The sequence below is a fragment of the Methylobacter sp. genome (assembly GCF_036845245.1).
Lineage (GTDB): Bacteria > Pseudomonadota > Gammaproteobacteria > Methylococcales > Methylomonadaceae > Methylobacter_A.
The window spans coordinates 1-25,775 of sequence record NZ_DAIUEH010000050.1; the positions used below are offsets into that span (position 1 = coordinate 1).

Sequence of the window (25,775 nt, forward strand, 5' to 3'; positions counted from 1 at the left end):
AATAATTCCTTCGATATTGAAGGATGACAACTAATGATTGTAGCGAAAGTCCAGATAATATTGAATTATGACCTGTTATCAAGAAATTGCCTGCCCGGCTTGTGGCAGCAACCTCATCATGAAGTCTAGCCGTAGTGCAGCGGGTACACAGCGTTACCGCTGCCACAAGCCGGAATGCAAAACTAAAACATTCATGCTGAATTACCGCTGTAAGGCTTGCGAACCCGGTATCAAACAGCAAGTAGCGAAGCGTTTGGCCGAAGTCTTCCATAGTGAGAAGGAGAGGTTCTTTCGCAAAACTTGTAAAACCGAAAGATAATTCATTTTGAGACCATTAACCCTGTGCTCTACCTCAAGTAGATTAATAAAAATATCTCAATTTTGGATAACGACTAGCCAATTCTGAGCTCAGGACAAAACCAGCGGCCCGCTGGCTGAGGGCTGATGTTGGGGCTCACTGCCGCTCAGCGCATGTTCATCCTCACCGTCGACCGGTGGCTCGATTTCGAGTTCGGGAGGCGCAATCATCCCCCCTGCATCAGCTCATCAATCTGATATTTATCCAGGGTTTCCCAATCCAACAAGGCATGGGCCATGTTGTGCAGGATGTCGATATGTTCCTTGAGGATGGTTTCGGCGCGCAGATAATTGCTGTCCACCATCAGCCGGATTTCCTTGTCGATGAGCCGCGCCATCTGTTCTGACATCGGTTTGGATTGCAGACCCATGTAGCCACCTTCGCTGTCGCCGTAGTCCATCGGCCCGAGACGGTCAGACAGGCCCCATTTGGTAACCATGTTACGGGCCAAGTGGGTGGCGCGCTGGATGTCGTTTGAAGCGCCGGTTGTGACCTTGTTTTTGCCGTAGATCAACGCTTCAGCGACCCGACCGCCGAACAGGCTGGCGATCTGGCCTTCCAGTTTGTCCTTGCTGGCGCTGTACTGGTCGCGTTCCGGCAGGAACATGGTAATGCCTAGTGCGCCGCCGCGCGGCATGATGCTTATTTTGTAGACTGGATCATGCTCCAGCACCAGACGGCCGACAATGGCGTGACCTGCTTCGTGGTAGGCGGTCATTAGAAGGTCTTCACGGCTCATGATCATCGTGCGCTTTTCAACGCCCATAATCGTTTTATCGCGGGCCTTGTCGAGATCGTTCATCGTCACCACCCGCTTGTTATTGCGGGCGGCGAATAATGCGCCTTCGTTGATCAAGTTGGCCAGTTCGGCGCCGGAAAAACCGGGGGTGCCGCGCGCCAGATCGTTGATGTTGACATCGTCGGCCAGAGGAACCTTGTCGGCGTGTACTTTGAGAATCTGTTCTCGCCCCTTGATATCGGGCAGACCGACCTGCACTTGCCGGTCGAAACGGCCCGGTCTGAGCAGAGCTTTATCCAACACGTCGGCGCGGTTGGTGGCGGCGATCACGATGATGCCTTCGTTGCCGCTGAAGCCGTCCATTTCCACCAGCAGCTGGTTCAGGGTTTGTTCGCGCTCTTCCGCGCCTCCCATATTGCCGGCACCGCGCTGGCGGCCGACCGCGTCGATTTCGTCGATAAAGATGATGCAGGGCGCGCGCTTCTTGGCTTGTTCAAACATGTCGCGCACCCTGGAGGCGCCGACGCCGACGAACATTTCCACGAAATCCGAACCGGAGATCGAGAAGAACGGCACTCCGGCTTCACCGGCAATCGCACGGGCCAGCAGGGTTTTACCGGTACCCGGAGGGCCGACCATCAGCACGCCACTCGGAATTTTACCACCCAGTACTTCGTATTTGCCGGGGTCTTTAAGGAAGTCGACCATTTCCATCACGTCTTCTTTGGCTTCCTCGACACCGGCCACATCCTTGAAGCGCACTTTGATCTGATCTTCGGCCATCAGTTTGGCGCGGCTTTTACCAAAGCCGTTTTGACCTCCGCCGGCGCCCTGTTGCAGCTTACGCATGAAATAGACCATTACCGCGATCAGCAGCAAGGTCGGTGCCCACGATTCAAAAAGCTGCATGAAGGTAGACGTTATCTGTGGCTTCTGGCCCTTGATTTTGACGTCATGCTCCAAAAGCTCGTCTATTATGCGGACATCGTTAGGATTGTAGGTGGAAAAAACAGTGCCGTTGTGACGGCGACCATCAACATATTTGCCGTCGATTATCACTTCTGTAACCGCTTTGTTACGCACCGCCTCGATAAATTCCGAATAGGGAATCTCGTTTTGCTGATCGTATGCAGAAGGCGTGGGATTAAACACCGCAAACATCGTAATGCCGATCACAACCAGTATGAACAACAGAGGGATTAGTAATTTTTTCATGGGGGTGTCGCTTCCTAAGGCAAAGGGCAAAGATGCCCTGATTTGATGTTTGGTTTTTTTCGCCTTTCAAGACGGAGGTTGGCCTCGTATTCGTCGCCACCGACCGTGGTATAAAAAAGACCCACATCACCGATTCGCCACTTGGCGAACGAGTCTACAATCACGTTCTTCTTCTCGAAGGTAAGAAAACGCTTGAACTGGGTGTCCAAGGTCAGCACACGCGCATCAAATGTACCGACTTTATTGATGATGAGAGTCTTAAAGTGGAGTCCCGGTGTAAAGTCGCAGGCAACCATTTCCCCGAGACGAAACAGGATGGCTTTACGGCCATCCTGTTTTAGAGCAGTTAGTGGTTAGCCGCGTAGAGCTGTTTGATTTCTTTATACCGGTTTAAAGCATCAGCCAAAGACTCTTTTGCCGCTTGCGGCTCATTGTTCGACAAAGCCGTACGCGCTTGCTTCAACACGTTGCTGGCTTGATTACGTTTTAGATCAAGCACGTTATTGGCAATATCTTTTTGCAATTGACGGGCATCGGTAACCAGGTCTATGACCGCTTCGTTGTTTGCTCCATTGTCCAGAGCCGTTTTAGCCTCTTCTACTTTGGCAAGCGTATTGTCGATAGCTGCTTTAACATCTTCATAGGATGGGTTCGCTACGGCAGAAGCAGTGGATGACATTGCCGCCATAGATAAAGCCATAACAGAAGAAACCAGGATTTTGTTGAATGTGTTCATGGGATAAACCTCAAAGTTGATAAATAAAGTATTTCTACGTAGCAATTGAAATGAGCTTTTATGTAAGGAAGATTCAAGTTAATCGCTAGGTATGGATATAGTCTAGCAGGTTTAGTCCTGATTAGTACTATTATTTGTTCTAGTAAGGACTATTTTTTTATTAACACTGCCTTTTACCCATCGCTTCTGCTTACGATTCTAAATATATCCATTATTTATCAATAATTTATATCTTTTCAAGACATCCCTGTTTGCACGTTTAATTGGCTGCAGATTTCGTTCGATTTGAGTCGCAAGGTTGCGCGTCTTGCTGAAAAATAAGTAAAACACCTTAATAGCGACAACTTGGTTCCATTCAAATGTTAGAGTGGAAAGGTTTTTAAGGTGAATACTCCAAATTACTATAAAAAGCTTGAGGCTATTATTGATTAGGATTACCATTTAGTCCTTATTAGAACTAAATGAGTGTAACCGCTATGTCTCCTCCATCCACATTTCCCAGCGTACTACGTGAGTTAGTACGAACACATCAAGCTTTTTTAGCTTATGCGGCCATTCATGCGCATACGCTGGATCTGACGCTGCCTCAATTTGATATTATTCTGACCTTGGGCAATGCGTTCGGTATGACCTTTAAGAGGCTGGGTGAGAAAACCTTAATTACTAAAGGGACGTTAACCGGCATTGTCAACCGCCTGGAGGATAAAGGGCTGGTTCAGCGGGTTGCCTCGAAAACGGATGGCCGCAGTCAGATTGTACGACTAACGACGGCAGGAACGGTCTTATTCGACAGCGCTGTTCCCGAGCATTTGGACTATATTCATCGAATATTTAAGGGTTCTTCTCCAGAAGACATAGCGACGCTGGAAGCCGCCCTATTGCGGTTGCGGAAGGCGGTCATTGCCGAACGCGGCGATGGCAACGGAAAGCTTAATGATGAAAGCGATGGCTGGTGCACCAAAGTTAAGGATGTCTGTAAAAATTATCAAGATAGTCTGTAAATCAACCCAAATATTTGCAAGCTATCAACATTGACTAAATCCTTATCTCTCTGAATTATTTCTAACTAAAACCATCTAATTGCAGAATTCTGAATTAGTGTGTTTCAGCTAATATCGTAATAGAGTCGTTACGGATAGTTATGGTGTTAAATTGGAATGGACTGTACGGTCAAAGAATGTGGATGGGTCTCTTAATGGCCGAAACTGTGAATTGGCATATTTTTAAATGCCGTTTTCGATAGCTGAAGTTCAAATCTGTTTGGCCAACGATGTCGAGGTCGCTGCCAGCCCCTAAGGCGAAATAGAACCTAACTTGCTTCTAGCTTTTAGCCATATCGGCTTTGCGTGCAATCATCTTTTCGGCCAGCGCGTGTCCGCCACCGTTGTCAATAATGACCTGGCGAATTTTTTCGTCAGAAATCCGTACTACCACCCTGATGGCCTGTCTAATGTCTTCAGGACTCATGTCGGCGAAGAGTTTGACCGCGTGTGGGTTGCCATCGTCACTTCGCAGCGCATCGAGTTCGTCCACGCGGATGCCGAATGCTTTGCCTTTGGGATCCCCCTGAGCCCGGAATGCCAGCGCTCCGCCCACATCAAGCGTCAGCACTTTACCGTTGAGAACACCTTGGTTGTCGCCATTGAAGCCGGCGGCGTCCCAGTTGGCCGTCCAGGCATGCACACCGAACCACCGCTGCGCCTGTTTGCGTTCGCTTTGACTGAGATGTGCAATGCTCTTTTTATCGAGTTCGACCCACTCAGTCGCAATTTGGTCGGGCGTGTTCGTGTTCACATAGGTCAGAGTCGGAGCGCCGGCCAGTTGGTAGAGCTTGACTGCGATCATCTCATTGCGTGCATGCGCAGGAGATTCCAGCGTCTTCACGTAGTAGCGTTGCCCGTTGTCGGCCTGAAAAATGCCCGCAGGGTTGGTGCCCAATTGTCCGCCAACCCGCTGCATCGTGGTGGTATCAATCGGAGGCATTTCGGCGCTCATCTCTACGCTCCCGCTCAGGGAATGAGCTTAGTTCGACGCACTAATGCCAGTTGTGCAGGCGTTTCGATGGCGCCCTTGCGCACGCGACGAACGGTATGGATCGCCTGTTCGGGATCCATACCTAATTCCACCAGTAGCCGCGCCGCAATCATGCCCGCCCGGCCCAGGCCGCCTTTGCAATGCACGAGCAAATCATCGCCATTGCGCAACATCTCACGGATCTCGCGGCCTTGCGTGGCCCACTGCTGTTCGAAAGCCTGGGTAGGAACGGAAAAGTCGGCAATGGGCAAATGGAGCCACTCAATGCCGCGTCTGCGAATTTCATGCCCGAGCTGAGGCACCTTGAGAGCTTTGAGCTCTGCGGGTTCGACCAGTGTCAGCACCAGCTTTGCGCCCCATGTAGCGATAACATCCAAATCGATTCCGAGGTCGCGTTCCCAAGCACCCGTGTAAGCAAAATGGTCGTGCTTGCCTGGGCAGAAGGTAATCCCGATCCGTCCATGCGAGGGGCTCGCACGTACTTCTGCGATCTGAATAGGGTGTGTATGGCTGGTCCGCGTAGCTGTCATAGTGCTATCCTGACGAAATTTTTTATGTATTTTTTTATGAAAAATATTGTCGACTTACTCCGACCCCATTCACTGGCACTTGATGGCTATTTAATTTTTAGAATTGAGTTGACCACAGGCTGCCAATACATCATCGCCTTTAGCACTTCTTATTAAAGTCGGGATTTTAAAAGTATCTAAAACTTCTTTAAACTTTTCGATTTTATCCAAATCCGGATGATTGTAATGTGATCCTGGGAATGAGTTAAAAGGAATTAAGTTGATATAAGCCCTTTTACCAGACAGTATCGTTCCCAATTTTTTAGCATCATCGGGAGAATCATTAAAATCTTTTATCAGAATATATTCATAAGTAATAAATTGCTTTTTATTTAAAGGTATCTTATCAATATATGCTAATACCTCATCTAGCGGATATTTTTTATTAATCGGAATAAGTTCATTTCTTTTTTCTTTAAAGGGTGAATGAAGAGATAACGCAAGATTCACTCCAGGAATTTCCTGGCTCCATCTTTTAAGCCCAGGAATATAACCCGCCGTTGAAATGGTAATTTTTTGGACACCAATTGAAGTGCCGTGTTGTGATAAAAATATTTCACAGGCTTTTTTGACGGCATCAAAATTATGTAAAGGTTCGCCTTGCCCCATAAAAACAATATTTAAAATCCGCTCTTCTCCAGGTCTATTTTTCGCTAACCAGCGCCAAGCCTGTAGAAACTGGCCGACAATTTCACTTGTCGTCAAATTCCTTTTAAGCCCTTGTTCTCCGGTAAAACAAAATGAACAATTCATTGCACAGCCAACCTGAGATGAAAGGCAGATAGAATATTTATTATTAAACGGAATAAGGACGGTTTCAATTTTATGATTGTCTTTAAGTTTAAAAAGAAATTTTACTGTTCGATCTTTTGATTCATGAACAGTATCGATTTCGGGCAGAGAAAAGTCGAAATTATTTTGAAAAAAGGCCAATGAACATTTGGCAATTTGATCAATGCATTGAGTATTTTCTTTTTTCTTATAATGCCAATTAAAAAGAACTGCCGCTGCTGAGTGGTTTAAATTATTCTGATTTATAACCGTTTCTAAATCAGAATAATTTAAGTCATAAAAGGATCGTTTCAGAAAATATCTCCTAGTATTAATATTTTATCGATACCAAATAGTATGAAATATTGGATTTGGTATCGCAATTATATTGAACCTGTTTATAAGGTTTGGTATTTGTCATGTACAGAGAATCATGTTTTTTATCATAGTTAGGCATCCTGACTTTCGCCTATCCTACGAAAGTAAAGGTTTTCGCCCAAGCTTTACCGTATTTCATTCTGCCATATTCATCGTCATAAAGCTGCCAGTCACGATAGGCAGTTTATGGACGAACTCGGGCAGCCAACTTTTATTATTCTGCCCCAAAAAATGTAATAGTTTATAGGGCTATTTTAGATGACATTGAGACCATAATTTTGTAGGTGCCATTATATTGAACTCGGCCCCTTTTTTGCCGACAGAATCGGGGAATTCGCGTCGGCGGTAAAGATCGAAGTGGGTGATGATCTGGACGTGCTTGATTGTCGGGGATTTTGCTCCGTCCTGCCTGGTGAAGTTGATGCGCTCCAATACGCCTAAGACTGGTGTTAACGGTCTTAAAATCTGCCAAGGCATTATTGAGAAAATCGCCGACGTTGTGAGGGGCTTCGTTGATCAGGTATTGATATCGAGAATGTTCCGACATCCAGAATGAGCCATTCCCCATGCACCAGTCTTTCTGGTATATAAGGCGTCCTAAAATCTGTTCATTGACGCACGTACTGACCCTGTACATGAGTGTACATGTTTAAAACGTCTTTAATACATTCTCCTGTGTCACTTGCACAAAATTTACTTTATTTTTACTCTGCCAAATTTGCGATAATGCACAGTCATTTTATTTACAAGGTATTCGTTGCACATGTGGTTTAAAAATCTGAGCATTTTTCGTCTTACTGAAGATTTCACTTTGGCTCCAGCAGACCTGGAACTAAAACTTGAACAAATGGCTTTTCGTCCCTGCGGCAGCCATGAAGAATTTACTTTCGGCTGGACTTCACCGCTGGGTAAATCGTCAGAACAACTGGTGCATAGCGCGAACGGCTTTTTAATGCTGTGCGGAAAAAAAGAAGAAAGAGTGCTGCCTGCGTCCGTCGTCAATGAAATGATGCAGGAAAAGATTCTTGAAACAGAAGAACAGCAAGGACGTAAATTATCTAAAAAAGAACGCACGGCGATCAAGGACGAGCTGATCTTTGAGCTATTGCCAAGAGCCTTCACGTTCTCGAACAAGACTTACGCTTATATCGACCCTAAGGGCGGCTGGCTAATTGTCGATGCGGCTTCCGCCAAAAAAGCCGAAGATTTGCTGAGCAGTTTGCGCAAATGCTTAGGTTCGTTACCGGCGGTCCCGCTTAATACCATCGAAAAACCGGTCAAAGTCATGACCGAATGGTTGATCAACAATCAAGCGCCGGACGACATTACCATTGAAGACGAATGTGAGCTGCGCTCACCTGAAGAGGAAGGCGGCATTATCCGCTGCAAACGCCATGACCTGAGTCTGCCGGAAATCAAGAACCACCTGGATACCGGCAAGGAAGTCATCAAGCTGGCGGTGAATTGGGCTGATCGTATTGCTTTCATTATCGATGAAAACCTGGCAGTTAAGCGCTTGAAGTTTCTTGATTTGATTCAGGACCAAGTGTCCGATATTGATACCGGCTCTGAAGCGGAACAGTTCGATGTGGATTTTTCGATTATGTCGCTGGAATTGGCAAACTTCCTGCCGCGTTTGCTGGAGCTATTCGGCGGCGAGAACAAAGCGTAATTATCCTAACACCTCCACTCATCGCCAATGCTTGCGATGAGTGGAGGTGCTACTGAGTAGGGCGTGCCGTGCGCGCCTTTTACGATCTTAATCCTCTCTGGCGCGCATGGCACGCCCTACGTTGGACGTATTTACCCCGCTTAGTTTCATGGATGGCTTGCAGGGAAACTATGATGCGCTTAAACTCCGGTCTTAGGTTTTAACTACCCGTGAACTCTCAAGGAGACTCCCATGTTAGAAAAATACCAACCAGCCCCGCTATTCAGCTCAAAAAATCAATTCAATGAAACGGTTAATTTGTCCGACTACCTGGAAAAAAAGAATGTTGTGTTGTATTTTTACCCCAAAGATGACACGCCGGGCTGCACGATAGAAGCCAACCAGTTTACCCAACTTGCCGAGGAATTTGCCAAGGCCGATACGGTGGTTATCGGCGTGAGCAAGGATACTTGTGCCAGCCATACTGATTTTATTAATAAATTCGGCCTGAAAGTGGATTTACTGGCCGACGTGGATGGCGAACTCTGCGAGAGCTACGGCGTATGGCAGGAACGCGAAAAAAATGGCGTTAAAAGTATGGCTATTCTTCGTTCCACTTTCATTATCAACAAAGAAGGCATATTGGATGATGTTACGTATGGCGTCGTACCTGAGGGTCATGCTCAAGAAGTGTTGGAAAAAGTAAAAAACCTGTAATTCAGGGCGATTGTTATCACTGCCGCTGCACTTGGGATTAGGCTAATGCCAAAATTTAACTTCACCATACATCATGCCAGCCTCGTTGTTGCCGATACCGCGGTATCGCTGACATTTTATTGCGATGTGCTCGGCATGCAACAAACGGACAGACCGGATCTGGGTTTTCCTGGCGCCTGGTTGCAGTTGGGCGCACAGCAGATTCATTTGCTGGAACTGGAAAACCCCGATCCGATAACCGGCCGCCCAGAACATGGCGGACGGGATCGGCATATTGCGTTAACTGTGCCGGACTTGACACCGGTTCGGGAGGTATTGGATCAAAACGGTGTTAATTACACCTTGAGCAAATCCGGACGCAAAGCGCTGTTTTGCCGCGATCCGGATGGAAATGCGCTGGAGATTCTTCAGCCGGCATAAATTCGCTTAGGCTTTTTTTCTGTACATTAAATTGTAGATTTTAAAGCAAAGTATCGATGAGGCCAGCAGCAGTGTTATCGCGTTTGCAAATATGATTGCCTTATCGTCGAGATAAATTCCGTAAATAAGCCAACATAACACGCCCAAGGTAAAGGTGCTGTACATGCCTAACGAAAGGGATTCGGTGTCTCTTGTTTTTATCGTTAATATGGCCTGAGGCACAAATGAGGCGGTAGTGAGAGTCGCAGCTAAATAGCCGATAATTTCAGGGGTGAATATCATAAGTGTTTTGGCGTAACGCCATTATTTCCTCGCCGCGGATTTCTTTAGTTTTTTAAGTATGCTTTGACCGATAGCGTTTGCAAATTCTTCAATATTTTCATACTCCTGCTCTTGAGCAAAATCCACTACCGCCATAACCAGCTTTTTAGTTTCCGCTATTTCTTTGTGGCTTCGGCCGCAACCTTCACAATGCGTTCCTTCGTAAGTACATTTATCAATGCATGGACTAAATTTCATGGAATTTCCTCTCATCTTAAAGCTTTGTTCATAACGATAAAAGCGGGCAAAAACTGAAATAAGCTGCCCACGGTGAATTTGTCCTGAGGAATTTTAGCATACTGAAGATTAGCCTCTACAATCGCTATCGATAATCAAGCCTAGGCATTAATTTTTCTATCTCAGCGTGATCCGCTGACACTCAACATGATATTTCCAAAATCAATTTCACCGTCAACGATTTGAAAAACGCCTTTGCCTCGCTCCTCATTATTTTTCCAGATAGAGTTCCCAATCTGGACTTCAACGCCGCAATGCACGGCTTCTTCCGCAATAACCTGGACGTTCTCGGCAAGGGTCATTTCCGACAAAAGATGGACTCGCTCAGCATGCAGTTCAGCGCAATCGGTTTCAAATTTTTCCTTGGTATGAAGGGCCTTGTTTAACAACCCGTTTTTGTCTTTTTCGGGATGCGCCATAACAAAGGCGATAATCTTCTTAAGGTCTTCCTGCTCCTTTTCGTTCGCATCAATTTCAAGTTTAAGCTTGTCCTGCTGCGCCTGAAGATAAGGATTAAAACCGGCTCTGATTTTGGTTATAAACCCGGCATTCGAACCGATTATCGCTGTTTTCACCAAAACCGATGCGCTGGCAATACCGCCGATGATACGGCCTTTTTTTCCGCCTGATTTCCCAACTAATATCCGGTTAAGTGCGGTCAGGTGGTTATGCATGGAGAATTCTTCAATAACAATATCTATGCCCGCTTCCATACAGACATTTTCGGCAAAGTGCGCACTGATCGAGCCTTTGCTGATAATTATCGCGTTAAAAGTGGGCACTTCGTTTGGGTCGCCGCTATGTTCGTTATGACCGATCACGCCGCCTTTTATAACGATATTTCCACCCGCTTCAATTTCTGCCGCTTCGACGGTTCCGCCCACGAACACATCCCCAGTCACGTGAATTTTCATCCCATCCTTGACATCGCCTTTGATATTAATGGTGCCGTCAAAATTCATGTTCCCTGTTGAAAGATCCACCAGCGGCAGGTCGAGGGTCGGTTCCACGATGACGCCATGGGGGACAAGCTTCGGTTGCCCGGTGACCGCAGCCAACAGTAGACTGTTATTATCAGGGTCAAGCTCCGCCTCCGGGTCTAACTCTACACCTTGCAGTCCCGAGGCAAACTGTACATCCTGCCCTGGTTGCGGAAGAAGCACTCGCCCGGTGATGTCCCATCCTTGCTTGCCTTCGGTGGGTGGAGTGCGGCACATCAGCGGATCGCCAGGCCTTACGACAATCAACTGGCCAAGATCGCGGTAATCAACCATACCTCGCTCATCTACCTGGGGTTTCCGTTCTCTTATTTGCGGTATCAGGCTTTGGAACCGTGCGTCAAGACCCCGGACCGGGCGCAATCCTTGGGCTATGATACGATCTGTGGCGACGCCTGCCTTTAAGGCGGCCTCGATTTCATTTGTCATGATACCTTTGACTATTCCTTTTTCCTGCAAAGCCAGCTGAATTTGAAACAGAGTGACTGGAGCGCCACCGTAGGGAGGGGTTAGAGTAAGCTTGGCCGCCATTTTGTCATTGTCAATTTTAAGCTTATAACCGCCATCCCGACGCTCACCAATTTCCAGCACAAAGCTCTCAGTAGAACTGCTGTACTTTTTTAGCAAATTTGAGAGCGCGTTGTCATATAAAAACAGATTGGATAAGCTTTGCTTAGCCAGTGCCGCTTTGATTGTTGCTTCATCCAAAGGCGGTTTGCATTCACACGCTTCAAATGTTGCAAGCAACTTGCCTTCATCGCTCAGCTTAAAAGTCAGTACGTCTGTAGGTGACTCATCATTCACAACGTGTTCCTTGGATAATTATTACAGTCTGTCGAGAATAGAAAACATTGAGAATATCAGGCGTTTTTTCGCCGTTTGATCATCATCGCCAGCAGTAGGCGGAAACAGAAACAATCTTTAAATTAGCAAGATAACCTGCTTTGAAGAGTAGCACATTATTGAAAAGCCACACTTAATAGAAAAAAATCAAGGGACCTGTTTATCCATATTAAGATGCACACACTGCGAAAGTGCTTTGCTGATTTCAAAAAAAAGCCCCAGAACACTTAATCAGAGTGTACTGGGACTAAATGTCGCCGTTTGGCTGGCCTTTCTTTCCATCCCTGGCAAACATCCTTTTGGACTTTCTTAAAATCCGTTTCCCATTTTGGCGACGTAGTTATTGTCTCAAAAAATAACCACAAAAAAAGCCAGCTAAAGCTTAAGATAATGTACGCTCAAAATTACGTCCGATATCATTTTGTAAGTTGCACATTGCCAAGATTTACAATGAATAACAAACACTGCAAAATCTTGCTTGTCATAGTAGAATGCCGTTAGTCACCAAAATATAAATAATGCAAACATGGATCAACGTACTGCGGAAGTAGAGCGAAATACGCTTGAAACTCAAATCAAAATCAGAATTAACCTGGATGGGTCGGGTAAATCCTCGTTTTCCACCGGCGTACCTTTTCTTGAGCATATGCTCGACCAAATTGCCAGACATGGCTTGATCGACATGGACATTGAAGCCAAAGGCGATTTGGATATTGATGATCACCACACTGTTGAAGACATCGGCATTACCTTAGGCCAAGCGTTTACCAAAGCCATGCAAGACAAAAAAGGCATTTACCGCTACGGACACGCCTACGTGCCGTTGGATGAAGCATTATCGCGAGTCGTGATTGATTTTTCCGGTCGTCCCGGCTTGTTTTATGAAGTTAAATATCCGAAAGCCATGATCGGCAGATTTGACGTGGACTTGTTCCGCGAATTTTTTCAGGGCTTTGTCAACCATGCCGGAGTCACTTTGCATATCGACAACCTGAAAGGCGCAAATGCCCATCATGTCGCAGAAACTATCTTTAAAGCCATGGGTCGAGCCATACGCATGGCGATTACCGCCGACCCGCGTATGGCAGGCATAATGCCATCGACCAAGGGCAGTCTCTAACCTTCTAACCTTTAGCTTGTATTTCTTATGTCTTCTGTCGCTGTAATTGATTACGGAATGGGTAATCTGCACTCAATCGTAAAGGCTCTGCAACATGCCGCGCCTGAAGTCGATGTTATTTGCGTTTCCGATGCTGATTCGATTCTCCATGCTGACCGGGTAGTTTTCCCCGGTGTCGGTGCGATACGGGATTGCATGCTGGCTCTCAATCAATCGGGCTTAGCTGACGTTATCCAACAAGCTGCCAAAACCAAGCCTTTACTCGGCATTTGCTTGGGTATGCAGGCTTTATTAACCAATAGTGAAGAAAACGGCGGCACCCCATGCCTGGACATTTTTTCCGGGCAGGTCGTACATTTCCCTGAATCGTTGACAGACAGCGACGGGAACTCGCTCAAAATTCCGCACATGGGTTGGAATCAGGTTCATCAGCTGCAACAACATCCGCTATGGGAAAATATTCCCCAAGACAGCCGCTTTTATTTTGTGCATAGTTATTATGTGCAGCCGGATGATGTAACGATCATGGCGGCGACTACGCGATACCCGGATGCATTTACCTGCGCTTTGGCACAAGACAATATTTTTGCCGTACAATTCCACCCCGAAAAAAGTCAGGCAGTTGGCTTGCAACTGCTGAAAAATTTTATGCATTGGGATGGGCAAGCGTAAGGATGAATACACTTGTGCCCACTGGGTATGTCGTCTTTGGGCGGGTAAATCCGCCCCTATAATAATTACACGCCGCTGAGGATCTTATAAGTTATGTTGTTAATACCTGCAATCGATTTAAAAGAAGGAAAATGTGTTCGTTTGCGTCAGGGACGAATGGATGATAATACGATTTTTTCCGATGACCCGGTCGCTGTAGCAGGCAAGTGGGTCGCCGCCGGCGCGAAAAGAATTCATTTGGTTGACCTGGATGGCGCGTTTGCCGGCAAACCACGAAATGCCGATGTTATTCATGCCATTGTCGAAGCTTACCCCAATGTGCCTATACAAATAGGCGGCGGTATTCGCGATGAAGAAACTATCCAGGCTTATCTTAACGCCGGTGTGGAATACGTTATTATCGGTACCAAGGCGGTTAATGAGCCGCATTTTGTCAGGGATATGGCGCTGGAATATCCGCGCCGCATCATCGTCGGCTTGGATGCAAAAGACGGCAAAGTGGCTATTGACGGCTGGTCCAAACTGTCCAAACATGATGTGATCGATATGGCCCGACATTTTGAGGAAGACGGCGTCGAAGCCATTATTTACACCGATATTTCCAGGGACGGCATGATGTCCGGCGTCAATGTCGAAGCCACCGCAAAATTGGCGCGCGCGATCCGGATTCCGGTAATTGCTTCCGGCGGCATTACCAATATGGATGACATCAGGGCTTTGGGCGCTGTTGCAGCTGACGGCATCATGGGCGCGATCACCGGACGGGCAATTTACGAAGGCACGCTGGATTTTGAAGCGGCCGAAAAATTAGCGGAATCATTTCAATAACCATGAGCTTAGCCAAACGCATTATTCCCTGTCTGGATGTCGATAATGGCCGCGTCGTTAAAGGCGTGAAATTTGTCGATATTCGCGATGCCGGCGACCCTGTAGAAATCGCCAGGCGTTATGACCGTGAAGGCGCCGATGAAATCACTTTCCTGGATATTACCGCCACCCATGACAATCGGGACACCATTGTTCATGTCGTTGAACAGGTCGCCAGTGAGGTTTTTATCCCATTGACGGTCGGCGGAGGCATCAGAACCCTGGACGACATTCGCCGCATGCTGAATGCGGGTGCCGATAAAGTCGGCATTAACAGCGCGGCGGTATTTAATCCGGATTTTGTGCGCGAAGCGGCGGAGCGTTTTGGCTCGCAATGTATCGTGGTAGCCATAGACGCTAAGAAAGTCAGCTCAGCCGACGAACCCAGCCGCTGGGAAATTTTCACCCACGGCGGCCGCAAGCCGACAGGTATTGATGCGATTGCCTGGGCAAAAAGAATGGTCGATTACGGCGCCGGGGAAATCCTGTTAACCAGCATGGACCGAGACGGCACCCGCGAAGGTTTTGATTTGCCGTTAACCCGCGCCATTAGCGAGGCGGTGACGGTGCCGGTCATTGCGTCCGGCGGCGTCGGCAATCTGGATCACTTGGCTGACGGTATTATTGAAGGCAAGGCCGATGCAGTATTAGCTGCCAGTATTTTTCATTTTGCCGAATACACCATTGAACAGGCCAAACAGCACATGGCTTCACGTGGCATAGAGGTGCGTTTGTGAGCTGGTTGGACGAAATACGCTGGACTGAAGATGGCCTGGTACCGGTCATAGCGCAACAGGCGGAAACCGGAAAGATATTGATGTTCGCCTGGATGAATCGTGAGTCCTTGGATTTAACAGTTGCGGAAGGTTATGCCGTTTATTGGTCAAGGTCACGCGGAAGATTATGGCGTAAAGGTGAAGAATCCGGGCACAGGCAGAAAGTTATAGGTATATTTCTGGATTGCGATGAAGATGTTATTCTGCTACAAGTCGAACAGGAAGGCGGCATTGCCTGCCATACCGGCCGGGAAAGCTGCTTTTACCGTAGTTTGGTGGATGGGCAATGGCAAAGCATCGAGCCGGTTTTAAAAGATCCTGAAACTATTTATAGAAAATCATGAGCGATGTATTAAACCAACTGGCGCAAATTCTGGAACAGCGTAAATTAGAATCGGCCGATAAATCTTATGTCGCAAGCCTGTATGCCAAAGGACTGGACAGCATACTGAAAAAAATCGGCGAAGAAGCCACGGAAACCGTCATCGCCGCCAAAGACGGCGATAAAAAACAGATTATTTATGAAACTGCCGATTTGTGGTTTCATTGCATGGTGTTGCTGGCCGACCAAGGGCTGGGACCGGATGATGTATTGCAGGAACTGCAACGTCGTTTCGGTTTGTCCGGCCTGGAAGAAAAGGCGCAACGTAACAAGTAAAGATCTTGCAGTGCAAGGTCTCCAGCAAATACGGCATTGCAATCGCAACGCCTCCATTGGAGTAAGAAATGGGCCTTAGCGTTACTCACTTATTAGTTGTATTAGCCATCGTCATCGTTGTTTTCGGCACCAAGCGTCTACGCAATATTGGCGCTGACCTGGGTGGAGCCATCAAAGGCTTTCGCACCGCGATGAAAGACGGGGAAGAAGACAAACCTGTCGCAGATAAAGATGAAACCATTGAAGGTGAAGTCACTTCCAAAAAAACCGGTGAAAATTAACATTTATGTTTGATGTAGGATTTTCTGAACTGTGCCTGATCGGCTTGGTCAGCTTATTGGTGATAGGCCCTGAAAGATTGCCCAAAGTAGCAAGGCTGGCGGGATTTTGGCTCGGTAAAACACGCAACATGGTGGCTTCCGTCAAAGAAGAAATCAAGCTGGAGCTGCAAGCCGAAGAAATGCGGCAAATATTTAAAGAGCAGTCCGGCTTACAAGAGGTTCAGCAAATACTCGATGAAACCTCCGATACGCTCAAATCCACGATTGACCCGTTATCCACGACTTCAAGAACACAGGACGATGACTTGAATGCAGCGGTTGCCGAACCAGAGCCAAACAAAGAGCAACTACCTATAGATAAAGCCGAGCAGCATGAGTCAAAATAATTATAACGAGGCCGGAGAGCAATCTTTTATCAGTCATCTGATTGAGTTGCGTAACCGCGTATTGCGAGCGGTTTTATGCGTATTAGTTGTATTTTTGGGCCTGGCTTCATACGCCAATGAGATTTACAGTCTCTTGGCTGGCCCGTTGCTACAGCACATGCCGAAAAACAGCACGATGATTGCTATTGATGTGGCCTCCCCCTTTTTCACGCCGTTTAAGCTCGTTCTGATTGTTTCGATATTTATTTCAGTCCCTTTTATTCTTTATCAGTTCTGGGCATTTGTAGCTCCAGGCTTATATAAGAAGGAGCGGCGCATGATTTTGCCGCTGCTGGTTGCCAGCACCCTGTTGTTTTATATGGGGGTAGCCTTTGCTTATTTCGTGGTTTTCCCGCTGGTTTTCGGCTTCTTGACAGCCGCCGCACCTGCTGGCGTAGCAGTAATGACCGATATTGCCAAGTATCTTGATTTTGTTTTGGCGATGTTTTTTGCGTTTGGCATTTGCTTTGAAGTACCGATCTTCACTATCGTCTTGGTCTGGACCGGTATGGTAAGCCCCGCCGACCTCGCCGACAAACGTCCTTATGTCATCGTCGGCGCGTTTATCGTCGGAGCGGTTTTAACGCCTCCCGACGCTATCTCTCAAACATTATTGGCAGTACCGATGTGGATGTTGTTTGAGCTAGGTTTGTTATGCTCCCGGCTTTTTGTACCCGACAACGACTATCAAACATCCGATGGCACCGAAATAAAAGCCCAGCTGAATCAAATTGAACAGCAAGAAGATGAATAGCATTCTGGAGGCAACGAAGGCCTATATTGGTTAAATAAGCCAAGGGCTCTTTTTACCCAGTTTTTTCTCCATCCCTCGCAGTGTTATCAGCGTATCGATGCGGCACTTTCCTCCCTTCTCTATATAACAAACTACCCTGCTCCAACTCTTTACCGGTGGTCGGCTTTTTATACAATCTGCTAATGACAATATCATAAAAAAAACAGTACAATACCCCAAGTCAGAAAACAGATGTTGAGTTAAGGGATTCCTAAATTGTTAGGTTGTCCGGTTATCAATGTTGTAGTTCTGTGTTAACCGTAAGTTTTTATTTTAGGAGTTTCAAAATGGCAACAGGCACTGTAAAGTGGTTTAACAACACGAAGGGTTTTGGTTTTATTGCACCTGCTGATGGCGGCGAAGATGTTTTTGTTCATCATTCAGTTATTCAGGGCGAAGGGTTTAAAACTCTGACTGAAGGCGAAACAGTCACTTTTGATATCGAATCAGGTCCAAAAGGCTTAACTGCTGCTAATGTTTATTCCAAATAAGGAATAAACGGTTTTAAAAAAGCCCTTGTGATAACTCACAAGGGCTTTTTTTTGCCTTGCTGTTTTAAAAACTATTTTAAAGGACGACCTTTGGCATCTTGATGGATCTGCCCGCCAAAAAGCAGAACGCCCTCTACAAAGCCCCAGAGCGCAGCAAACCCGGGCAGACCGGTTACGTAAAGTATCACCGTCAGTGTTAACTGAATAAAGCCCAACTTGTAAAAGCCCAGATAGAAGCGATGTGCCCCGGTCCAACCCAAAAATAACGCCAGCACAGCAGACAGGTATTTATATTTAACAGCTTTAGGTGGCTCCAAATACGCGCCGACCAGATTAATGTTGCTCGCAATTGTTTCATGAACATCAAAATTAACGTCATCGCCTACATCCGGCGGCACGTCCGCAATCCAATCATCTAAATGAAACGTAAACAACGCTCCCTCAGTTTTTATCACCCCGGTTTGCGTGTCGGGATCATAACTTTCAATCTCTCCAATCATTTACTATCTACCTTTAAAATTAGGACGCCCCATCGGCCGCCATTTATAACCGCCCGGGTCACAAGTACCCTGTGGACACTACAATACCAACATCATTCGTCATGCAAACGTACGGCTAAAACATCACACTGCGCATGATGCAGCACTCCGTTTGCAGTCGACCCCAGCAACAAGGCGAATCCGTGCCGACCATGGGAGCCGACTACGATTAAGTCAACCTCGGTTTCTTCAGCAACCCTGATTATTTCCAATTTAGGGCTTCCTGTTTCCATCCAACGACAGTCTTCGGCAATATTTAGTTTATCCGCCAAATTCGCCAGTCTCTTTTTTGCCGCCGCCATTAACTCGGCAGTTAAATCGAGATCGAAAGGAATAGTCGATCCATAAGCCGCATCGGTAATCATCAGATTATCCATCACATGCACAATACTCAGTTTGGCCTGATATTTTTCGGCTAAATCCTTCGCTCTGTCGGCAACGGTGTCGCCGTGCTCGGAAAAGTCGGCCGCCAGTAATATATGTTTATAGTTTTCCATGATGTCTCCTATTTAGCACCGGCAACGTCAGGAAATAGTAAAGCCACCACCTGATAAGATCCCAGTATGTATAAAAACGCCAAGCCTAAACTAAAAGTCCAGGTTTGTCCCAGCGCATTGCGAAAAATATGCCCGGTAACCGCCCAATGCCAAATCATTAAAATTATCGTTATAGTAAATGCCAGTAAAGAACCTCTTCCGATCATCATTGAGGCCATTCCCGGCAGGGCAAGAAAACTAATCAACGCATCAGTGCCCAATAAGGCAGCGCCCGTTTGATAAAATCGCTCCGGTTTTCGATCTACGTATAACATTAACCAGCTAAATCCGACGATCAACAAAGCCCCGACAATAGCCTGTAACAGTGCGTTAAGCCAGCCCGCATTGATACTTATCATTAAAAAACTGATGATAATATCAATAACTACCAACAGCCTCACCAACCCTATGGAAGGCGGTAAATCCTGCGGGCCTTTTTTAAACAGGCAAATATCAAATAATAGCGTTATGACTTCAAACATGATTATTCCTGTATGCATCCGCCTTCGATCATAACGCTAGCTGTTCCGGTCACTGCCACGCTTACATTTCATTATTTTTGACCGCCTCAATCTCTTCCTCAGCTTCCATCCAGGCCGCTTCTGCGTCATCCAGCGCTTTATCGACTTTTACTTTGCGTTCCATCAGCTTTTTTAATTGCTCCTTTTCCGATTCCGCATAAATGGCAGGATCGGCCAGTTGGTGCTCCAATTGCCGCTGCTCATTATGATATTTTTCAACAGCGATTTCAGCTTTTTTCAGGGCGTCAAATAAAGGCTTATGTTTTTGTCTGCGTTCCGCATCCAACTTTCTTTGATCTTTCCGCGATACTGTCTGCGTACTGTCAACAACGGTTTTTTCTTCGCCTTTTTTCTGCTCCGTCAGCCACACGCGGTAATCGTCAAGATCGCCATCGAAAGGCTGTACCTTGCCGCCTGACACCAATAATAACTGATCAGTCACCGAGCGCAATAAATGCCGGTCATGCGAAACGACGACTATAGCGCCTTCATAGTCCTGCAAGGCCACACTCAGGGCATGACGCATTTCCAGGTCTAAATGGTTGGTCGGCTCATCCAGCAGCAACAGGTTCGGATTTTGATAAACCAGCAGCGCCAATACCAGCCGCGCTTTTTCGCCGCCGGAAAAGGGTTTAACGGCTTCCAGAACCTTGTCGCCACAAAAATCGAAGCCGCCCAGAAAATTGCGTAAATCCTTCTCGGTCGCCTGCTTGTCCAACTGCTGCAAGTGCCACAAAGGACTTTCATCAATGCGTAACTGTTCCAGTTGATGCTGGGCAAAATAGCCGATTTTTAACGCTTCCGCTTCGTTCCTATTGCCTGATAACGGCTGCATATCGCCTGCCAGCACTTTAATCAAGCTGGACTTACCGGCGCCATTCGGCCCGAGCAAACCGATACGATCGCCCGGCGATATCGACAATCCCGCCTGTTTAATGACGCAGGTTTGCCCATAGCCGATATCAACCTTATCCAGCGTTAACAACGGATTAGGCATTTTCCCCGGTTTGGCGAAGCAAAAATCGAACGGTGAATCGACATGCGCCTGCGCAATCAACTCCATGCGCTCCAGAGCTTTGATCCGGCTCTGCGCTTGTCTCGCTTTAGTCGCTTGCGCCTTAAAGCGGTCGACAAAGCTCTGCATATGAGCAATTTCGCGTTGCTGCTTTAAATAAGATGATTGTTGTTGCGCCAGTTTTTCGGCGCGCATCCGTTCAAAGGCCGAGTAATTGCCGGTATAAATTTCGGCCTTATTTTGCTCAATGTGCACGATATGATCGGTAATGGTATCCAGGAAATCCCGGTCATGAGAAATCAACAACAAGGTGCCCGGATACTTGCACAACCAGTCCTGCAACCAGATCACCGCATCCAAATCCAGGTGGTTGGTCGGTTCATCGAGCAATAATACGTCCGAGCGGCACATCAAGGCTTGAGCCAGATTAAGCCGCATCCGCCAACCGCCGGAAAACGAATTGACCGCATTGTTTTCCTGGTCGGCGGTAAAACCCAAGCCGTTCATTAACCGCGAAGCTCTGGCCTGTGCGGTATAACCGCCGATGGTATCCATAACGGCATGCAATTCGGCCTGTTTCAAACCATCATCGGCCTGTTCGGCGGCAAGCAACTGCTCTTGCAAGCGTCGTAATTGCTGATCCCCGTCAATGACGTAATCAATCGCGGAACAGTCAACGGCAGGCGTTTCCTGGGCAACGTGAGCGATTTCAAGCCCAGGCGGCATTGAGAAATCGCCCTCATCCAAGTGCAGCTCATCTCTAACCAGCGCAAAAAAACTGGACTTGCCCGCGCCGTTTGCGCCGGTAAAACCTACTTTTTGACCTTTGTGAATAGTGAATGAAGAGTTGGCAAACAGCACCCGCGCACCGCGACGGAGGGTTATATTTCTAAAATTTAGCATTTCAAGTAAAAAAGTAAGGTGCTCAAGGCGAAAGGTTCAAAATAAAGCTTCTTGGACAAAATTTACGAATGATCATCCCATTCAATTTTATAGAGATTATTTCGCAAAATTATTTGGGTTATAAATTCTCTCAAAATCTTTCTTATTCAGATTCTTAGCTTCTTCCATTATTTTTTGTACATTCTTATACACACTTTCCAAATATTGGAGATATTGCTCATGTTCTTTTGTGTAAGGCGATAAATCTGGTGACTTTGGGTTATCCAAATGAAATTTTATATGCCATATAGCCATAGACACATTGTGAAACTCAACTTTTATCGCTTCTCCCCATGATTTACATTCTGCGTTACTAATACTACCTTCTCCTTCAAGGACGTGCTTTTTTTGTAGATCACCTGTTACTTTGTCTAGCTCTTTGATACGGATATTGATGTTCTCAATTAATGTGTGGATTAGTTGGAAAGATATTCTTTGATTCTTGTTTAAAACTTGCACAACGTCTTTATAGTAGTTTTTGAAGATATGGTTTGATAATGGCGTGGCACAACCATTATCTATACATTGCAAAGAATATATTTGTAGCTGACGAGAATAAATTATTAGTGTCCTATTCAGTTCAGTTTGCAATTCTTCAAGTTCTTCGATTAGACATTTTTGAATCTTCTTCTTGCACAGAAAATCCTTAATAACACCAGTAACTTGAGCCAGAGACCAGCCTGCAAAAATGGAGGCCAAAGTGTATATCAGCTTTTCGTAGTCCATATTGTTAAAGTTTGAGCGATCCAGGAAACGCAAAAAATAATATATTCAGTATCGCCAAGCCGATTAACAGATAAATAGTTATCTGCATGCCCAATACTCTTTTCTTAAAGTCCTTTGCGGGAAGCCCCATCGCATGAAGTATCCGTCCAATTAACAACGTGACGCCAAGTATATGGATCAGTATTTTCGGCGCCCCATCTAATTCCAACGTTAATAACAGCATGAGTGTTATCGGGATATATTCCAATGCGTTTGAATGAGCGCGAATTGCCAAATGCAGCTCTTCGTTTCCGCCGTCGCCGACACTGACCCGATTTTTTCTACGCAGTTTTATTACCGCAAGAGAAAGTCTCACTATTAATAAGGCTGAGAGCGATGCATATATTGACGTAATCATGGATACCTCTTAGTGCTTTTTAACCGGTAAGAAAAATCTTAAATAACGTTGTAGGATAAGTAATGTCTTTCCAGGCCATGGGGAATTAAGACTGACTTTCCTTCTCCCGCCGAGGAGAAAGCTTTTTAAGCAAAGCGCTCAATCATTTTCTCCGCCTGCTCGGCAAACTGCTCAAGATTGCCTTTTTTGACCGTTTCCACCGGAATAACCAATGCGGTATTCAAACTAATATAAATATAAACATAGCGTTTGCCGTACTCCACCCTGACCAGCTCGCTCCAAGCCATTTTATGTTTGCCGCTGGGCGATTTTTCCAACAGGTAATTGGGATTGGCAGGATCTATGGTTAGCGTATAAGAGCCGAACATATTGATCTTTTCTTTAGGGGTATAGCTTTTAAGTATTTGCCTGCGCAAATCCAGCATCATTATTTTTGGCGAGAACAGCGCCCAGAGCATCGCAATAGCAATGACGTATCCCGACGACTTTATATCGCCATAATAAAAATAATAAAACGAGCCGATAAGCCCCATGATGCCCGGCACTATCCAGCGATTTTTTCTTATATTGTTCTGTATTTCCTCGTTCCTCATGAACTGTATTTCATTAAAATGGATTAAGTCTTCTTCGCGGAATTCGTATTCAATTTCAAACATGTTTTTGATCTTGGTAAATAATTATAAAAAAATAACTACGCAGGCGTAGGTACGTAAAAAATTCTAATGCATTTTTATCGTTGCATGAGCGCTACGTCTGAACAGATTGGACAGCGTCAACATCGCCGTCCTGAAATAACCGTGTACAGCCACCTGATGCATTTTATACAAGGACAGATAAACCACTCTGGCAATAAATCCCCCGATACTGACCGATCCCATCAAATTGCCCATCAGATTGCCGACCGTCGTATATTTGCCAAGCGCAACCAGCGAACCGTAATCCAGATAAACATATTTCACCGGACTACCGCCCTGTAACTTATTGACTATCGACTTGCTTAAAGTCGATGCCTGCTGATGCGCGGCCTGCGCTCGCGGCGGCACATTGCTGTCATGTCCAGGCCATGGACAGGCCGCGCAATCGCCTAGCGCAAAAATGTCATCATCACTGGTCTTCAACGTTTCATCGACCACCAATTGATTGATTCTGTTAACTTCCAGGCCGTCCAAATCCTGCATCCAATCCGGCGCCTTTATGCCCGCCGACCAGACTTTAAGATCCGCCGGTATCATCTCGCCATCGTGGGTATGAACGCCTTCCTTCGTTACTTCGATCACCCTGCGCCCCAGCTTAAGGTCGATACCCAGCTTGACCAGTTGTTGTTGCGTCGCAAGGGCCAATTTGCCGGGTAATGCGGGCAACAATTGATTAGCCGCTTCAATAATAGTCAATTTTACATCGCTGGATTCACCCAGGCCGTAAACCGCCAACAGATCGGTGACCTCGTGCAATTGCGCCGACAATTCGACGCCGGTGGCTCCCGCGCCGATAATAACGATAGACAAGGTCTTATCGGCGGCTTTACCTGCATGGCTTTTAATATACGATTCAACCAGCTGCTTTTGAAACTTGAACGCCTGTGCGGTCGTATCCAGAAACAGACAGTGTTCCGCTACGCCCTTGATATTAAAAGTATTACTGATACTGCCGACCGACATCACCAACGTATCGTAACTGAACGTGCGTCTGGGGATTAATTCTTCGCCGCTATCGCTCAGCGTCGGACTGACATAAATTTCCTTTTTCTGCCGGTCCAAACCCTCCATCTTACCTAGCCTGAAGCGGAAATGATTCCTGTGCGCCTGGGCCAGATATTCAATCTGCTCGGATTCATCCAACGTACCCGCAGCGACCTCATGCAGCAACGGCTTCCAGATATGCGTCGGCGAAGCGTCCAGCAGCATAACCTCGGCCAATCCTTTTTTACCCAATTTTTTACCCAAACTGGTAGCAAGCTCAAGACCCGCCGCACCCCCGCCAACAATCACTATCTTGTGTTTTTCATTATTCTTATCAGTCATTGTCTCCCCCTCAAAAAGCATTATTTTTCTGCACGATAGCATTATATCGAATCAACCCCGTAATGACCGATTTTACTAGCTGATATTACGTAGTCATCGCTAAGTTCAGTTAGCTGCGATGGCCGCGGTATCGTCGATAATCGATAGCGATGTGAGCCTGCATTTTTTTGTCAGAACGCGAACAGCCCGCTTCAAGTCACTGTTACATCGCATAAATTAAACCCTTACACGTTGTATTAAAGTTATGTACGGCAACGTACAGATCTCTGCCGACCTTGAGGTTATCTTATTTTCAAGTTTACGGCGAAACATACAAGTGTTCGTCCCTAAACTGGGTTTCCTGTAATGGGAATTTTTATTCTTTAATACACTGTAAGGAGAATAGACATGGCTTGGGATCAAATAGAAGGCAACTGGAAACAGTTTAAAGGCAAAGTAAAAGAAGCCTGGGGCGATTTGACTGATGACGAGATCGATCAAATTGCAGGCAAGCGGGATGTATTGTTAGGTAAGCTCCAGGAACGTTATGGAATTGAAAAAGATGAAGCGGAACGACGGCTCCATGATTTTGAAGATCGAATTCATTAACCGTTGAATGTGCTTTACTGAACAAAAGCAAGATCGCCTTTTGAATGAATCAGAATGCCGACATATATATTCCTTTTCAAGGACGTCGCGATTAGCTTTATCCGCTTACTTATACAACTGATACGGCTTATCCTGATGATGTCAGCTGTAATTTCGACGTGGTCATTACATCGAAAATGGGCATATAGTTCAGATAATGCGGCCAATGGGTTCCGGCTATCATGAATCATGACTTTATTGGGCCAACACCTAGCCGCGATAGAAATTGAACGCTGGAAGCCAACATTGACTTTAACGGTCACTAAAGAGCCGGAAATGACTGCAACATTCAAAGGCAATTCCAGCCGGATTCTACATCCGGACTGGAATTATAAGATATGTCAGTGGGCGTCGGATTGACGCCCATTTTCATTTTTGAAT

Annotated in this window: 32 protein-coding genes and 2 pseudogenes; 17 read left to right on the forward strand and 17 right to left on the reverse strand. The window is 46.3% G+C overall.

Features of this window, described 5'->3' with window-relative positions:
- Window positions 1–67 precede the first annotated feature (67 nt).
- A pseudogene (locus tag V7051_RS24725) lies at window positions 68–244 on the forward strand (IS1/IS1595 family N-terminal zinc-binding domain-containing protein); the annotation flags it as partial.
- A gap of 164 nt (window positions 245–408) precedes the next feature.
- On the opposite strand, the pseudogene ftsH reads toward V7051_RS24725, so the two are convergent.
- The 3 genes and pseudogenes from ftsH to V7051_RS19160 form a co-directional block, all read right to left on the reverse strand.
- A pseudogene (gene ftsH, locus V7051_RS19150) lies at window positions 409–2,312 on the reverse strand (ATP-dependent zinc metalloprotease FtsH).
- A gap of 14 nt (window positions 2,313–2,326) precedes the next feature.
- The gene (locus V7051_RS19155) at window positions 2,327–2,629 is read right to left on the reverse strand and encodes an SPFH domain-containing protein (RefSeq protein WP_442919680.1); all 303 of its coding nucleotides are present in this window, start codon (window positions 2,627–2,629) and stop codon (window positions 2,327–2,329) included.
- A 29-nt stretch (window positions 2,630–2,658) separates the two neighbouring features.
- On the reverse strand, window positions 2,659–3,048 hold the full coding sequence (locus tag V7051_RS19160) for a hypothetical protein (protein ID WP_333877832.1): 390 nt from the start codon (window positions 3,046–3,048) through the stop codon (window positions 2,659–2,661).
- Between the two features lie 476 nt (window positions 3,049–3,524).
- Here V7051_RS19160 and V7051_RS19165 point away from each other — a divergent pair, with 476 nt between their 5' ends.
- Window positions 3,525–4,049 carry a MarR family winged helix-turn-helix transcriptional regulator gene (locus V7051_RS19165; protein WP_334181168.1) on the forward strand — a complete coding sequence of 175 codons (525 nt, stop codon included), beginning with the start codon at window positions 3,525–3,527 and terminating at the stop codon, window positions 4,047–4,049.
- Window positions 4,050–4,368: 319 nt separating this feature from the next.
- Here V7051_RS19165 and V7051_RS19170 read toward each other — a convergent pair whose 3' ends face one another.
- The 3 genes from V7051_RS19170 to rlmN form a co-directional block, all read right to left on the reverse strand.
- The gene (locus tag V7051_RS19170; protein ID WP_333877829.1) at window positions 4,369–5,043 is read right to left on the reverse strand and encodes a hypothetical protein; all 675 of its coding nucleotides are present in this window, start codon (window positions 5,041–5,043) and stop codon (window positions 4,369–4,371) included.
- A gap of 14 nt (window positions 5,044–5,057) precedes the next feature.
- The gene (locus tag V7051_RS19175) at window positions 5,058–5,612 is read right to left on the reverse strand and encodes a cyclin-dependent kinase inhibitor 3 family protein (protein ID WP_333877828.1); all 555 of its coding nucleotides are present in this window, start codon (window positions 5,610–5,612) and stop codon (window positions 5,058–5,060) included.
- Window positions 5,613–5,702: 90 nt separating this feature from the next.
- Window positions 5,703–6,758 (reverse strand): 23S rRNA (adenine(2503)-C(2))-methyltransferase RlmN, encoded by a 1,056-nt coding sequence (gene rlmN / locus V7051_RS19180; protein WP_334168766.1) that lies wholly within the window; start codon window positions 6,756–6,758, stop codon window positions 5,703–5,705.
- Between the two features lie 805 nt (window positions 6,759–7,563).
- Here rlmN and rdgC point away from each other — a divergent pair.
- From rdgC to V7051_RS19195, 3 genes are all read left to right on the forward strand, one after another.
- Window positions 7,564–8,472, forward strand: a complete 909-nt coding sequence (gene rdgC, locus V7051_RS19185; protein WP_333877826.1) for a recombination-associated protein RdgC — start codon at window positions 7,564–7,566, stop codon at window positions 8,470–8,472.
- A gap of 231 nt (window positions 8,473–8,703) precedes the next feature.
- Window positions 8,704–9,168: a peroxiredoxin gene (locus V7051_RS19190; RefSeq protein WP_333877825.1), complete on the forward strand. Its 465-nt coding sequence runs from the start codon at window positions 8,704–8,706 to the stop codon at window positions 9,166–9,168.
- 45 nt (window positions 9,169–9,213) lie between these two features.
- On the forward strand, window positions 9,214–9,588 hold the full coding sequence (locus V7051_RS19195; RefSeq protein ID WP_333877823.1) for a VOC family protein: 375 nt from the start codon (window positions 9,214–9,216) through the stop codon (window positions 9,586–9,588).
- Window positions 9,589–9,594: 6 nt separating this feature from the next.
- Here the strand turns inward: V7051_RS19195 and V7051_RS19200 are convergent, their stop codons facing one another.
- From V7051_RS19200 to V7051_RS19210, 3 genes are all read right to left on the reverse strand, one after another.
- A complete protein-coding gene (locus tag V7051_RS19200) occupies window positions 9,595–9,870 on the reverse strand; it encodes a SemiSWEET transporter (protein WP_333877821.1) in 276 nt (91 codons plus the stop codon).
- 21 nt (window positions 9,871–9,891) lie between these two features.
- Window positions 9,892–10,107 (reverse strand): DUF1289 domain-containing protein, encoded by a 216-nt coding sequence (locus V7051_RS19205; RefSeq protein ID WP_333877819.1) that lies wholly within the window; start codon window positions 10,105–10,107, stop codon window positions 9,892–9,894.
- Window positions 10,108–10,268: 161 nt separating this feature from the next.
- Window positions 10,269–11,948, reverse strand: coding sequence for a DUF342 domain-containing protein (locus V7051_RS19210; RefSeq protein WP_333877817.1), 1,680 nt, complete (start codon window positions 11,946–11,948; stop codon window positions 10,269–10,271).
- 565 nt (window positions 11,949–12,513) lie between these two features.
- On the opposite strand from V7051_RS19210, the gene hisB reads away from it, so the two are divergent.
- The 10 genes from hisB to V7051_RS19260 all read left to right on the forward strand — a co-directional run bounded on the left by hisB (window position 12,514) and on the right by V7051_RS19260 (window position 18,070).
- Window positions 12,514–13,107, forward strand: a complete 594-nt coding sequence (gene hisB / locus V7051_RS19215) for an imidazoleglycerol-phosphate dehydratase HisB (protein ID WP_333877815.1) — start codon at window positions 12,514–12,516, stop codon at window positions 13,105–13,107.
- A 27-nt stretch (window positions 13,108–13,134) separates the two neighbouring features.
- Entirely contained in the window at window positions 13,135–13,779 is a 645-nt protein-coding gene (gene hisH / locus V7051_RS19220; RefSeq protein ID WP_333877813.1) for an imidazole glycerol phosphate synthase subunit HisH, read from the forward strand.
- Between the two features lie 93 nt (window positions 13,780–13,872).
- Window positions 13,873–14,607, forward strand: coding sequence for a 1-(5-phosphoribosyl)-5-[(5-phosphoribosylamino)methylideneamino]imidazole-4-carboxamide isomerase (gene hisA, locus V7051_RS19225; protein ID WP_333877812.1), 735 nt, complete (start codon window positions 13,873–13,875; stop codon window positions 14,605–14,607).
- A 2-nt stretch (window positions 14,608–14,609) separates the two neighbouring features.
- Entirely contained in the window at window positions 14,610–15,383 is a 774-nt protein-coding gene (hisF, locus tag V7051_RS19230; protein ID WP_333877809.1) for an imidazole glycerol phosphate synthase subunit HisF, read from the forward strand.
- Complete coding sequence (gene hisI / locus V7051_RS19235) at window positions 15,380–15,766, forward strand: phosphoribosyl-AMP cyclohydrolase (RefSeq protein ID WP_333877807.1); 387 nt, start codon at window positions 15,380–15,382, stop codon at window positions 15,764–15,766. Before hisF ends, hisI begins: the two co-directional genes overlap by 4 nt.
- Complete coding sequence (locus V7051_RS19240) at window positions 15,763–16,080, forward strand: phosphoribosyl-ATP diphosphatase (protein WP_333877805.1); 318 nt, start codon at window positions 15,763–15,765, stop codon at window positions 16,078–16,080. Before hisI ends, V7051_RS19240 begins: the two co-directional genes overlap by 4 nt.
- 68 nt (window positions 16,081–16,148) lie before the next feature.
- The gene (tatA, locus tag V7051_RS19245; RefSeq protein ID WP_333877803.1) at window positions 16,149–16,361 is read left to right on the forward strand and encodes a Sec-independent protein translocase subunit TatA; all 213 of its coding nucleotides are present in this window, start codon (window positions 16,149–16,151) and stop codon (window positions 16,359–16,361) included.
- 5 nt (window positions 16,362–16,366) lie between these two features.
- Window positions 16,367–16,747, forward strand: a complete 381-nt coding sequence (tatB, locus tag V7051_RS19250; protein WP_333877801.1) for a Sec-independent protein translocase protein TatB — start codon at window positions 16,367–16,369, stop codon at window positions 16,745–16,747.
- On the forward strand, window positions 16,734–17,540 hold the full coding sequence (gene tatC / locus V7051_RS19255) for a twin-arginine translocase subunit TatC (RefSeq protein ID WP_333877798.1): 807 nt from the start codon (window positions 16,734–16,736) through the stop codon (window positions 17,538–17,540). Before tatB ends, tatC begins: the two co-directional genes overlap by 14 nt.
- Window positions 17,541–17,866: 326 nt before the next feature.
- Window positions 17,867–18,070, forward strand: coding sequence for a cold-shock protein (locus V7051_RS19260; RefSeq protein ID WP_292432729.1), 204 nt, complete (start codon window positions 17,867–17,869; stop codon window positions 18,068–18,070).
- A gap of 71 nt (window positions 18,071–18,141) precedes the next feature.
- On the opposite strand, the gene V7051_RS19265 is transcribed toward V7051_RS19260, so the two are convergent.
- The 8 genes from V7051_RS19265 to V7051_RS19300 all read right to left on the reverse strand — a co-directional run bounded on the left by V7051_RS19265 (window position 18,142) and on the right by V7051_RS19300 (window position 24,767).
- The gene (locus V7051_RS19265) at window positions 18,142–18,570 is read right to left on the reverse strand and encodes a TM2 domain-containing protein (protein ID WP_333877794.1); all 429 of its coding nucleotides are present in this window, start codon (window positions 18,568–18,570) and stop codon (window positions 18,142–18,144) included.
- A gap of 92 nt (window positions 18,571–18,662) precedes the next feature.
- Window positions 18,663–19,106: a universal stress protein gene (locus V7051_RS19270; protein WP_333877792.1), complete on the reverse strand. Its 444-nt coding sequence runs from the start codon at window positions 19,104–19,106 to the stop codon at window positions 18,663–18,665.
- Window positions 19,107–19,114: 8 nt separating this feature from the next.
- Complete coding sequence (locus V7051_RS19275; protein ID WP_333877790.1) at window positions 19,115–19,627, reverse strand: hypothetical protein; 513 nt, start codon at window positions 19,625–19,627, stop codon at window positions 19,115–19,117.
- Window positions 19,628–19,688: 61 nt separating this feature from the next.
- Entirely contained in the window at window positions 19,689–21,584 is a 1,896-nt protein-coding gene (locus V7051_RS19280) for an ATP-binding cassette domain-containing protein (protein ID WP_333877788.1), read from the reverse strand.
- 96 nt (window positions 21,585–21,680) lie between these two features.
- Window positions 21,681–22,349: a hypothetical protein gene (locus tag V7051_RS19285; RefSeq protein WP_334181169.1), complete on the reverse strand. Its 669-nt coding sequence runs from the start codon at window positions 22,347–22,349 to the stop codon at window positions 21,681–21,683.
- Between the two features lie 4 nt (window positions 22,350–22,353).
- Complete coding sequence (locus V7051_RS19290) at window positions 22,354–22,746, reverse strand: MAPEG family protein (RefSeq protein ID WP_333877784.1); 393 nt, start codon at window positions 22,744–22,746, stop codon at window positions 22,354–22,356.
- A gap of 125 nt (window positions 22,747–22,871) precedes the next feature.
- Window positions 22,872–23,402 carry a YcxB family protein gene (locus V7051_RS19295; RefSeq protein WP_333877782.1) on the reverse strand — a complete coding sequence of 177 codons (531 nt, stop codon included), beginning with the start codon at window positions 23,400–23,402 and terminating at the stop codon, window positions 22,872–22,874.
- A gap of 63 nt (window positions 23,403–23,465) precedes the next feature.
- On the reverse strand, window positions 23,466–24,767 hold the full coding sequence (locus V7051_RS19300) for an NAD(P)/FAD-dependent oxidoreductase (RefSeq protein WP_333877780.1): 1,302 nt from the start codon (window positions 24,765–24,767) through the stop codon (window positions 23,466–23,468).
- Window positions 24,768–25,154: 387 nt separating this feature from the next.
- On the opposite strand from V7051_RS19300, the gene V7051_RS19305 reads away from it, so the two are divergent.
- Window positions 25,155–25,355, forward strand: a complete 201-nt coding sequence (locus tag V7051_RS19305) for a CsbD family protein (protein ID WP_333877778.1) — start codon at window positions 25,155–25,157, stop codon at window positions 25,353–25,355.
- 228 nt (window positions 25,356–25,583) lie between these two features.
- A complete protein-coding gene (locus V7051_RS19310; RefSeq protein WP_333877776.1) occupies window positions 25,584–25,754 on the forward strand; it encodes a hypothetical protein in 171 nt (56 codons plus the stop codon).
- Window positions 25,755–25,775 lie beyond the last annotated feature (21 nt).